This window comes from Pseudoalteromonas sp. NZS127, assembly GCF_015864805.1.
Classification (GTDB): domain Bacteria; phylum Pseudomonadota; class Gammaproteobacteria; order Enterobacterales; family Alteromonadaceae; genus Pseudoalteromonas; species Pseudoalteromonas nigrifaciens.
Window position 1 is genome coordinate 263,104 of sequence record NZ_JADYWN010000003.1, and the last position, 12,191, is coordinate 275,294.

Here is a 12,191-nt window from a genome sequence, read left to right on the forward strand (position 1 = left end):
CCGAGCCAACTGTTACGAATCAGACTTTAAGGCCTTGTTAGCTGATGCGGTGCCAAAATAAGTAGATATATCTGTATTTTTATAGTCTTTTAACTGCAATATTTCTTCTCTAATATTTTTCAATTTTTCAATATCCTCTAATATAAAGTAAAGCTTTATAGCTAATTCTTTTCTATTGCTCTTTGGGGGAATTCTATCCGTTGATACACATATTTTTACTTCGTTTTCATTGTGGTTGTACCTTGGATATGACTGCTGATTGTTAAGACTTCCTTTTTTGAAGTGCCTTTTAAAGAAATCAACCACCTGCAAGGCAGATGTAAATCTAGAGTCGTGGCAAACAAGGTCGCTCACATCGTTTATATCGTAATCATCATCAAACATATACATACTATATAATGAATGACTCATCGAAAACATTTCTATAGTTTTCCCTTCTTCATTTTCCTTTGGCTCAGATTCAGCAAGCAACTGCTCATAAAGTGATCTTACAATATTTTCAAATGATAGGATTTTCTTGATAATAACCTTGTCATTAGAAAATTTATCTTTATGAAGGATATAGGTGCTAACTATGTAGGAGAATATAATCTTAACATAAGCATCTAACGACCCTTGAAATCTTACTAGATCTCTTCCCTCAATATCCTTAAGATCAAACCTATTAATTTCGTTGCGAAGTTTATTATCAAATAAAACCGAAATTTCGAGGCAAGTTTGATGAACTTTTTCTATGCCAGTGCCATAAGTATTATATGAATCAAAATAATCCATAACTAAATTAAACTGCTCTTCTAATTCCTCATAAAGACTGTTTTCTTCGGCATGCACTATAGCCTCAATTATAGGTTTCAAATCAGCTTGATAAACATAGCTATGATGAACCTGGATAAGTGTTGCTGGTATTGAATTACAGCCTTCATCTTTTTTCTTAATAACTTTAACTATTTGTCCTGTTGAAGCATCTCTAATTTGAGTTCCTGACTCAACTAGCTCTCCATTTTTGATGCCTTCTTCAATACCGACATCATCAAGTTTTTTCGTTTTATCATTCATATTAATCAATACCCAAATCTATCGTGTAACTCAATTTCAAAACGCCAGCTAACGCCAGCTAACGCCAGCGTAACGGGCCGGTTTGGAGCGCCAGCGGAAAACCGGTCCCGTTGACGCATTGGTTAGTTCTGAATCAGAAGAAGCTTGATTTCGTCCCTGATGCAGTCCCTTAATTCGTATGACTTGCTCTCAATTTCGTCCCACGCTCCATCTCTGACATCATTAATTGAAAACAGCTCATCATCGTCATATACGCCCAAGAAACATTTATATCGAGTAACAGGGCTAGAGACACTCTGAATGAAGTCGAACAGGCTTCCAGCGATGCTGTCTGGAAGCGATATTTCGCTTTTCTCAACAAGCAGGCTCAGTTCTCCAATTTCTTTATGTAGCGCAGAAACCTGACCCCTTAGTTCGCCGGCAGAGGTAGGAGCGCTATAAAATGCGAGGGTATGCCTGGCTTCATGTAAAATGTGGCAAACCCTTTGATATATATCTTCAAAAAGATCAACGCGTAAGTGCTGCTTTTCGTAATTTAAAGAAAACTGGGGGTAATGCTTCAAAAACACCCTTGGAACTGAAACTAAGTCTTGAGTAAGATCTTCCCAAAAAACAATATTTACAGAAAACTTATTGAGGCTTTCTCGCGAACGGGACAAGCCTCTTACAGCTTTCTGCATTCCAACGTCACGAGGCGCCGTAGTCGCGATGTAAAGGCATTCAAGCTTTTCGGGAAAACCTTCCGCTTTTGATATTTCACTATTTATTGTTTTCTCTTTGACTCCATCATACGTATTCTTGCACTGTACTCCGACAAAGCCCAAGTGATTATCTCCATATATATCAACTCCATCCTGCGCCTGCCCGGGTCTGCCGTGCATCGACAAGTCAGGATTCCCCCACCTTATTGCCAAAGCATCTCGAGCGATCTGTTCAAATTCCTCCCAGCTTTTTGGCTCCGGAATTCTCATTGTTGAATATGTAGGCAAAACTTCTCCTTAAAACTAACGCCTCAATAACCGGCGGCTGGAACGGAGCGAAGCGTAGTGCAAGCCGTCCGGCGCCGAAGGCGCGTAGTTCATTGATTTGTTATGTGTGTATCAATTGGCCTAGTTAGCATTTGCCAGATACTAATGCCATAGACGACAACAATAGCCAAGCCAATAACGAGCAACCGTTGGTCCGGAAAGGTAAACCAAGCCACAACTACCAATAGGGTACGCAAAATTGCATGCACTATGCCCAGTGGATGCTGGATTATCCATGACCAAACAATCCAGTGCAGACCGAGCCCAATACCCAGGCTCAATGGAACAAATGTTGGGGCATAAAGAAAGAGCGGTATGTGAACGGCCCATAGCAAATTGACCATCAATACACAAAGCCCCATCAGCTTAGCTAAAGGGTTATTAGAAGCTAAGAGGTTTTCCCCCCTAAATCGTGCTATTAAAAGAGCTAAAGGGAAAATCGTACCCGAACCAAATAACAGGACCAGCACACCAACTCGCTCATCAAGCCTCACAGAAAGCAATGCGACAATAAGCCAGACACATGCACCAGCAATTGGCATCGATACAGATCTTTTTGCTGACGCTTCGAAATCCCTTCTATACTCTTCTAATGTCATTTCCTTGAATCCTTGTTCAGAGCTGAGCTCACACATAACAATTTTATAGTGCGCTCGTCGCGCATCTTTGTGCCGATGTTACGCGCATGTATTAATGAATCTATTTTTAACAAATAACGTAATGCATTGCCAACTTTAATATTTTTATGACACTAAAGGTATTCAGAAAAAGAAAATGCGCTCGTCGCTCATTTTCTTGAATCTGGGAGCACAACAACAAAATTGTATATTAATACAGTAATATATATCATCACCAACATAAAAGTTAGTGGAATATCAGATTATGGGGTAGAGCCAATATCATTAGGTGAATCACTGTGTCTGATAGCTCAAAGGTGATCTATAGAGTAATTACGTTAACTCATTTTGGGGCAAAAGCTTGTTAGAACAAAAGGCAGACTGCGACAAATAGCATCGAAAAGTTTCGAACGTTATTGTCATGGTTTTAGTATTTATTGTCGAGTTTCATACTTTAATGTCCTCCGGCAATAACAAGTTATATTCCTTGGTTTACTTTAAAACTCTGCGCTTGCTCAAATATTTCTTTGTATACTTCATCGCGGCTGATTGGTGGGTATTTAAATTTAGCGAGTATTAAAATCAGCTCTACTTTAAGTGATGATTTAATATCGTCGCGGTTATTCCAATCTACAAATTTTACCTTGTCATCTACAATTACTTTTACCGCTTGGGCCAGCTCAATGAGCTTATCTTCGGGGTAGTCAAAGTCGTATTTAACTGCGAGTGCTTTTAAGGCGTCGTAAAAGCCTTTTTCTTCAATATCAATGCCTAGCTCGTCGCCGGCGTTCATTTCGTCGCGTACGCTGTAAATCATATCAACCATGCTTTCTGAAAAATCATCTAGTACGCTACTTACCAATACGTCATCTTCTTTTCGTTCGTTGTAGCGCTGTACCAGCGATTCAAAGCGTTTAGTAAAATCGATACCTTGGGTTTGGTTTACTTTTTTAAGCTCACCGATGGCTTTAGCTAGCATTTGTTGCAGTATTTTAATTTTAGTATTGGGGAGTTTTATTTTTTCTATTTTGGCGATGTAGTCGTCATTAAAAATGTCGATTTCGCCGCCGTCTTCATTGCCGAGTTTAAATACTTCCTCAACGCCGTCGCTTTGTAGGGCTTCGCTTATCATTTCACGTACTTTGGTGTTCATTTGCGCGGTGTCGGGCGCTTCGCCTTTGGTTAGCTTGTAAATAATCGAGCGAATGGCAAGGTAAAAGTGAATGTGGTTACGCTCATTTTCGTTAATTTTTTCACTGCCACAACATACATCGTAAGCGGCTTTTAAACGCTTAACTAAATCCATAAAACGCTTTTGGCGTTTTTCGGTAATAAGTGCAAACTCAGCGGCGTGGTTTAAACAGTTTAATTGAGCAACGGCTTCACCGGTAAAATACGGGCTGCTGTCAAACTTATGAAATAGCTCTGCAAGTAACGCTAGATGGTTTTTGACTTCAATAACCGAGGCAGTAATGTCTTCAAAGTTGGTTTCGTCTGTTTTTGAATACTGCGCTAGGGCTTTGTTCATTTCTGATTTAATACCAATATAATCTACCACTAAGCCTTTGTCTTTGCCTTCAAACTGGCGGTTAACCCGCGAAATAGTTTGTATTAAGCTGTGCTTTTGCAGTGGCTTATCTATGTACATGGTATCTAAAAATGGCACATCAAAACCGGTTAGCCACATATCGACCACTATGGCTATTTTAAAGTTTGAGTTTTTGTTTTTAAATTGTTTATCAAGCTCTTTACGTTCGTCTTTACTGCCAAGTAAATTATATAGGCGCTCAACGTCGTCCTTGCCACGGGTCATCACCATTTTTACTTTTTCAGAAGGAGCAGCAATACAGCCTTCGCTAATGGCGCGCTTTCGCTCGGTATCTGATAGCTTTTGCGCGTCATCTGTGTCGACTACATCAAACCACTGTGGGCGAAGTTCTTCTAACTCTTGATACAACTGGTAAGCAATACCACGCGAGCTACATACAAACATCGCCTTTCCTGCGACCGTAGAGCCTTCCTCAACGCGTTTTTCATAATGTTCAACAAAGTCCCTTGCTAACACTTTAATGCGGTCAGGATCGCCTAGAATGCTATTCATGTTAGCGGTGGCTTTTTTACTGTCTTCTATTTGCAGCTCGTTACTGCCTGCATCGGCGCATTCTTTGTAATAAGCTTCAATTTCAGCCAGCTTGCTATTGTTTAAACACACCTTGGCAGCGCGGCCTTCGTACACAATGCGTACGGTTATTTCATCTTTAACCGACTCAGTCATGGTGTACGAGTCAACCACTTCACCAAATACATCTAAAGTCGCGTCTACTGGGGTGCCTGTAAAACCAACATAGGTGGCGTTTGGCAGTGAGTCGTGCAGGTACTTTGCAAAACCGAAGGTCTTTTTTACACCTTTGTCGGTGATGGTAATTTTTTGATCAAGATTTACTTGGCTACGATGCGCCTCATCAGAAATACAAATAACATTAGTACGGTCGGTTAGTAGCCGAGTGTCTTCGGTAAATTTATGAATGGTGGTTAAAAATACACCGCCACTGTTACGGCCCTCTAATAACTCACGTAAGTGAGTACGGCTGGTCACTGTTTTTACCGTGTCATCGCCAATGTAGGTTTTAGCATTACCAAACTGCTGCGAGAGTTGATCGTCTAAATCGGTTCGGTCGGTAATTAAAATAATGGTGGGGCTTTTAAGTTCAACGCTTTTCATCAACAAGCGTGTTAAAAATTGCATGGTGTAACTTTTACCGCAACCCGTTGCGCCAAAGTACGTACCGCCTTTACCATCGCCTTTTGGTTTTAAATGCCGTTTTATATTTTCGAACAGCTTATTAGCCGCGTAATATTGTGGGTAACGCGGCACAATTTTTATCTCTTTTTTGCCCGCGCTTTTATTGTCAGAATCAGGGAAGAACACAAAGTTGCGCATTACATCGCGCAAGCGCGCTTTATCAAACAAGCCCTGCAATAAGGTATGTAACGAGTTAATCCCCTCTTGCGCTGTGAGCTCTTGCCCCGTTACTTTTCCCCATGAGTAGAAAAACTGATACGGCGCAAATAAGTTACCCATTTTGTTGTTTACGCCATCGCTTATAACGCACAAGGTATTAAACACAAATAACTGCGGAATAGCGCGCCTATAGCGAACAGTTAATTGCTCATAGGCTTCAAATATGGGGGCTTGCTCGCGTATCGCGCTTTTAAATTCAAACACCACTAATGGCAAGCCGTTTACGTATAAAATACCATCGGGAATACGCAGTTCAATATTGTCGTAGCTTGTGGGGCTTTGTATTTCTAGCTGGGTAACAAACCGGTAAATATTGTCGTCTTGCAGATAAGTAACGCTTGCTTCATTCACATTATTCAAAGCAGCCATAGCACTGCCTGCTATTAGGCTACTTTTAATGCCTTGCTCAACGTTATCGTAATCAAGCAGCTGAACATACAAATCTTTTTGCGCTGCACTGCCTGCTACTCTGCCCCGCTCGCGTGTCAGTAAAAAACCATCACTTAACCACTTACAAAAGGTTTTATTGCTCTCGTATAAATCACTGGCTGGCAGTTTTTCAAGCTTTGCAATAATTGAGTCTACTTCGCTGGTAGTAATGTTATTTTTAGCGTAACGCTTGGTTAAAAAAGCACGGAGGTCTTCTTTAATTAATACATCGCTATGGTTGCGGTTGAGCTCACCACCGAGTAAATGCGGGTAGCCTTGCTCGCCTAATAACTCAACCACCGCTTGTTCTAATTTGGCTTCAGTAAATTTCATCAAACATCCTTATTGTTATTATTTTTTGCCTTTGAAAACTCAGCTTGTGTATTAATCTACTATTTCGTCATCACTGGCTACATCAGGCATTTGTAGTTCGCCAGAGATGAGTTTGGGTAGCAACGCGTCACGCAAGCTAGTAATTGAAAATGTATTTTCTTTGTTCTTTTGAAGTTTGTAGTTCAACTCGTCATAAGAAGTATTGAATACATCAATTACTTCAATACTTGGAGTTAAGACGCTAAGTTTTCTGAATCCAGTTTTATTGAATTTTTGCTGTGCGCTACCGCTAGTGATTGAATCTATTTGATACTGGCCAAAATCATTTGAAAAATACAAGTATAAATAGTTATTTAACTTATTGGACTTCAAAGAAATCGCATTACTTCCCAAAGTCATAGGCATTCCAAGCCAAATCGGTGGCCTAAAAACAGTGCCAACATCACCTACATTTGAGATAATCACCTCATCTCCAATCAATTTAGATTTTTTTAAAAAATCATAAGAATGCTTAGATACATATTTAGCTTTTGTTAATGAAAATTCATTCTTAAAGTCTGTGGTACGTATGTACAAAGCATAACCTCGTTCATCTGAAAGACTTACATTTTCTTTCAAAGACGCAAAGCTACCATTAGCTACGTAATCAGTTATTTCTGCTATGGAATTGATATCTCGATTATTCCAACTCTTTGGTATCCAGCCTAGTTGTTCGTTGTGCTCGAACTCATTGGGGAAGTGGGCGTGGGTATTGGCGTGTTGCGCTAATATTTTAGGTTTGGCGCTAAAGTCTGGCTTAATGGGTGTTTCAGCGGCTTGTGTTGCTTCTTTTGTTGGTAGCTGTGCTTGTAACTCGTGAGCAAGCGCAATGAGTGATGCTTTGCATTCTGCCGTGTTTTTTAAACTGTTCAGTGCTGCTAAGCGGCGCTGTGCTTTTTGTTTTAACTGGTCAGGCAAACGGTTTTCAAGGTTTTCTAAGTTAAAATCAACGCTCGCAAGGAGATTGTCGAACACCGGATCAAAGTCAACAAACCAGCTTTTAAATAACGCCTGCGCCATTTGCTCTAAGGTTTGGTTGGTTTTTTGGTTGAGCTCAATTTTTTTGTCTAAACCTGAAAGTATTTTTGAAACTTCTTGTTGAACTTTTAGAAGCGGCAATTTAATTTTTATATTCTTTAATATTGGAACCGTTAGACTGGGTACCGCAGACCCTTCATTTAATCGATTAAAATCTATTAATTTAAGCTGATAATATATGAATTTAGGATCTGCTATTATTTTATTTATTTTTGACCAAAATAAAGTATCAACTGTCCAAAAGGGAGTATCAATAAAATAAATATTATTCAAAGAGCCTTTTCTAGGAATCAAAATTGACTCTCTCTCATACAGGAACTCAGAAACATAACGCATGACTCCGCCTGAACCATAGCAAGGTATCATACCTTCAGTTAGTTTCTTATGGTCTTTTCCATATTTAATTTCAAGCACTTCTCCTAAAGTGACTTCTGGCCAATTACTCCCCATAACCCAGCGCCTCCAAGTTTTTACGAATCGCTTTATCAAGCTCCTCACTTTGGGTCATTTGGCCATAAAGCGTTTGGCTAAGCTCGCTCATTTTAGTTTCGAACGGGATGCCATCGTCTGCAATATCAGCAGCACCGACATAGCGCCCTGGGGTGAGTACGTAGTCGTTTGCCTTTATGTCTGCAAGGGTGGCTGATTTACAGTAACCGGCAACATCTACATACTCTTGCTCTGTATCTGAAATTAGCTCTTCGCCGCGCCAAATATGGTAGGTTTGGGTTATTTTAGCTATGTCGTCGTTGGTGAGTTCTTTTAAGGTACGGTTAACCATAGAGCCCATTTCGCGGGCGTCTATAAATAGCGTTTCGCCTTGGCGGTCACGGCGTTTTAGTAGGCCTTTTTCGTTATTACCTTTTTTATCTTTACTTATAAACCATAAACACACCGGAATTTGTGTGGTGTAAAACAGCTGCCCAGGTAGGGCTATCATGCAATCGACTAAATCGTTTTCGATTATTTTTTGGCGAATATCGCCCTCGCCACTGGTGTTTGAACTCATTGAGCCATTAGCGAGTACAAAGCCAGCGGTGCCATGCTCGCTAAGTTTTGAGATCATGTGCATGATCCACGCATAGTTGGCATTACCGGTAGGCGGTGTTGGGTAACCGGCCCAGCGGGCATCGTCGACTAGTTCGTTATCGGCGCGCCACTGTTTTTGGTTAAATGGTGGGTTTGCCATTATGTAATCGGCTTTTAGGTCGGGGTGTTGATCTTTAAAAAAAGTGTCGCCGGCTACATCGCCTAAATTGCCCGATATACCGCGCACGGCAAGGTTCATTTTAGCCAGTTTATAAGTGGTGTTGGTGTACTCTTGCCCGTAAATAGACACGTTTTTTTGATTGCCGTTATGGCTATTAATAAATTTAAGCGATTGCACAAACATACCGCCCGAGCCACAACAGGGGTCGTAAATTTTACCTTCGAATGGTTCGATCATATCGGCAATAAGGGTAACAATCGATTTTGGCGTATAGAACTCGCCCCCACCTTTACCTTCAGAGGCGGCAAATTTACCTAAAAAGTATTCGTACACACGGCCAACTAAGTCTTCTTCTGTTTTTTCGTTTTGGTTGGCAATGGTGTCGATATTATTAATGGTATCGATTAATGCAGAGAGCTTACTGGCATCAAGCCCTAAGCGAGAAAAGTAGTTATCGGGCAATGCGCCGGCGAGTGATTTATTGTTTTTTTCAACCGCGTGCAGTGCGGTATCTATTTTTACGGCTATATCGCCTTGCTTGGCGTTGATTTGAATATACGACCAGCGTGCGTCTTCTGGTAGGTAAAACACGTTATTCATAGCGTAAAAGTCGACCATGTCGATGTATTCGTCGCCGTACTCGGCAATAATGGCTTTTTTACGCGCTTCAAACTTATCACTAATAAATTTAAGAAAGATTAAGCTTAAAACAATGTGCTTATATTCGGCTGATTCAACACTTCCGCGCAGTTTATTGGCGGCGTCCCAAAGGGATTCTTCAAACCCGACTTGTGTTTTTTTTACGGCTTTTTTTGGTGCAGGCTTTTTTGATACAGCGTCCATGTGGTCTCTCTTTGCAAGAATATCAATATAAATTATTGGCTTATCATACCGCAAAGGTCGTGGTTTTTTGAGTGTTAATTAGTAATAAATTGGTATTAAAAAAAGAGATATAAAATAATTTTTAAAAAAATATGTTTGTTAAAAAACGACTACTGTAAATCAGGCATATATTTACGCCCGATTATACGTGTATTTTACTGTTTTAATTCTAATAATTGAATGAGCTTACGCTTACCTTCGTCATCAAGCTTTTCGATTAAACACGCCAGTGTTGCGCTTTCTTCTGACTCACAAAAAAAGTAATTTACGGGAACATTTAACTCGGTCGCTAGCTTTTTTAAGGTAGCTAAGTCGGGCATATGGCGACCTGTTTCGTAATGGTTCATTCTGCCACTGGCTGAACTTGGGTCCATCCCTATTTTAATACCTAACTCTTTTTGGCTTATTTTCATTCGCTTTCGAGCCTCTTTAAGACGCTCTGTAAAAAAGGATTTAACCTGCACCGTTGCTTCATCTTGGTAACTCTTACATTTAAATGATTGTCTAGTTTTTACATGAGCATGTATACTTAGGAATCCTAAGTTTATGGTGAGTGGTAAAGTTTAGCAATGAGTAAGAAAGCGAATATGAATGTATTTTTACATTTTCTTTTGGTAATCAAACAGATGGATAACTTCACTGTAACGCAAGCGAAAGACGCTTTATTACATGAACAATCTGCATTTACCGATGCGGTAGAAACCCGAAAGTTTATATACCGTCAATTAACTCGTAATGTTGAAAAAGGACTATTAAAGCGAACCAATAAATTAAACAATGGAGTTAAAGAAGTTATTTACTCAAAAACGGAGTTATTTTTAAATTTAGAAATTGTGCCTAATTCTAGAGAAAGTAGAGCAAAAAAAATTTATATTCCTAACAATAACTCTACTAACGCCACAGCTGAAAATCTTGAAATTACTGAGTACCAAGAAGAGCTTAAAAAAGACTTACTAACATATGAAATTGATTTAAACACCGTGCTTGAAGAAGCTAAAGAGTACAAACGCCTTACTGCGCGTTACCCTAAACTACATGAACAATTGCAACTGCATCACACTCAGGCTAAGGAAAGATCGATTAAATTACTTGGCAAAATAAATGCTTTGCAGACTTTACTGGGTAATAAAACAACAGAAAAACAGCCATGTTAAGGGCTTGGCAAACAGCCTGCTTATCGGTAGTTAAAAAACATTACTCTCAAAACCATAAACACTTTTTTTGTTTAGCTACACCAGGGGCTGGTAAAAGCGTGTTGGCGGCAGAAGTTACAGCTTATTTATTTGATACAAAGCAAATAGACTTTGTGATTTGTTTTTCACCCTCTAGTGAGGTTGCAAATGGCATTAGAAAGACGTTTGCTAAACGTTTAAATTGTAATTTTGACGGTGTTATTGGCTCAGTTGGTTGCTCGTATACTTATCAAAACATGCGCTTTTTTAATGACGACTACTGGAAACTATTAAGGAACAACCGCGTGTTAGTGGTGTTTGATGAAATACACCATTGCGCTGGTTCAAGCATTGAGGATGCCAATGTATGGGGGCAAGATATTGTTAAAAATATTCAACAGCAGGCTGCTTTCACGTTAGCTTTAACAGGCACACCTTGGCGCTCTGACCTTCTCCCTATCGCGCTGGCAACTTATAGCGACCCTGATAATAAAATTCAGTGCAATTACACTTACTCGCTGCAACAGGCGGTAAATGATGGCGTTTGCCGTAACCCTAAAATTGTTTTAATTGATAATGAAGAAATTTCGGTAACAACCACGAAACAGGAAACTAAAACCTATAACTCATTAAAGTCTTTGCTAAAAGATCCATCGATTTCCTACCAAGATTTGATTAAGCACGAAGCTGTAATCAATTACATTGTTGCTCAAGGGGTAAGTAAACTTGCCACTATTAGGCAGCAGAATAGCAATGCCGCAGGGTTAATTGTTGCCTCTTCTGTTGAGCATGCAGAGCAGATAGTGATGGTTCTTACAGAGATTTTCCATCAATCAGCAACCATAGTTACTTACAAAGAAAGCGATGCTGGCGAGAGAATCAGTCATTTTCGCTTTAGCAACACACAATGGATTGTAAGCGTTGGTATGGTATCGGAAGGAACTGACATACCAAGACTGCAAGTGTGCTGCCATTTAAGCAGAGTTAAAACCGAGCTTTATTTTAGGCAGGTGCTTGGACGCATATTAAGAGTAAACAATTCCCCTAACCAAGAAGCTTGGCTATTCACCCTCGCCGAAGAAACACTAAGCACCTTTGCAAATAGAATTGACCAAGAGCTACCCGACACTTGTGTACTAATAAGAAATAACGCCATAGCGAATGAATATTTTGGAACAGAGACTCATAAAAAGACAAGCTCCACTAGGCCCGATAGTCAGCCGATTGCTGAAATTGATGATTTATTATTTTCATGGGGATCAAACGAATCAAGTCAGCTGAAAACTGAGCTTCAAGAAGCAAGCTTTTTACAGGCCTTTGGCGGATTTAGAGAGCGGGTAATAGAGGTGTTTGTAATGAGCTAAA

General features: G+C 39.9%; 9 protein-coding genes. 2 read left to right on the forward strand and 7 right to left on the reverse strand.

Annotated elements, in window-relative coordinates:
• Positions 1-12 precede the first annotated feature (12 nt).
• From I6E78_RS04730 to I6E78_RS04760, 7 genes are all read right to left on the reverse strand, one after another.
• Positions 13-1,056 carry a hypothetical protein gene (locus I6E78_RS04730; protein ID WP_165723461.1) on the reverse strand — a complete coding sequence of 348 codons (1,044 nt, stop codon included), beginning with the start codon at positions 1,054-1,056 and terminating at the stop codon, positions 13-15.
• Between the two features lie 122 nt (positions 1,057-1,178).
• Complete coding sequence (locus tag I6E78_RS04735; RefSeq protein ID WP_165723460.1) at positions 1,179-2,045, reverse strand: hypothetical protein; 867 nt, start codon at positions 2,043-2,045, stop codon at positions 1,179-1,181.
• An 89-nt stretch (positions 2,046-2,134) separates the two neighbouring features.
• Entirely contained in the window at positions 2,135-2,683 is a 549-nt protein-coding gene (locus I6E78_RS04740) for a DUF7010 family protein (RefSeq protein ID WP_165723459.1), read from the reverse strand.
• Between the two features lie 496 nt (positions 2,684-3,179).
• Positions 3,180-6,485 (reverse strand): type I restriction endonuclease subunit R, encoded by a 3,306-nt coding sequence (locus I6E78_RS04745; protein ID WP_165723458.1) that lies wholly within the window; start codon positions 6,483-6,485, stop codon positions 3,180-3,182.
• A gap of 51 nt (positions 6,486-6,536) precedes the next feature.
• Complete coding sequence (locus I6E78_RS04750; RefSeq protein WP_165723457.1) at positions 6,537-8,012, reverse strand: restriction endonuclease subunit S; 1,476 nt, start codon at positions 8,010-8,012, stop codon at positions 6,537-6,539.
• On the reverse strand, positions 8,002-9,615 hold the full coding sequence (locus tag I6E78_RS04755; RefSeq protein ID WP_165723456.1) for a type I restriction-modification system subunit M: 1,614 nt from the start codon (positions 9,613-9,615) through the stop codon (positions 8,002-8,004). The genes I6E78_RS04750 and I6E78_RS04755 overlap by 11 nt, the downstream gene beginning before the upstream one ends.
• A gap of 194 nt (positions 9,616-9,809) precedes the next feature.
• On the reverse strand, positions 9,810-10,067 hold the full coding sequence (locus I6E78_RS04760) for a helix-turn-helix domain-containing protein (protein ID WP_165723455.1): 258 nt from the start codon (positions 10,065-10,067) through the stop codon (positions 9,810-9,812).
• 156 nt (positions 10,068-10,223) lie between these two features.
• Here I6E78_RS04760 and I6E78_RS04765 point away from each other — a divergent pair, with 156 nt between their 5' ends.
• Together I6E78_RS04765 and I6E78_RS04770 are read left to right on the forward strand one after the other, a co-directional pair.
• Positions 10,224-10,808, forward strand: coding sequence for a hypothetical protein (locus I6E78_RS04765; RefSeq protein WP_165723454.1), 585 nt, complete (start codon positions 10,224-10,226; stop codon positions 10,806-10,808).
• Entirely contained in the window at positions 10,802-12,190 is a 1,389-nt protein-coding gene (locus tag I6E78_RS04770; RefSeq protein WP_165723453.1) for a DEAD/DEAH box helicase, read from the forward strand. Before I6E78_RS04765 ends, I6E78_RS04770 begins: the two co-directional genes overlap by 7 nt.
• The last annotated feature ends 1 nt before the right edge of the window (position 12,191 follow it).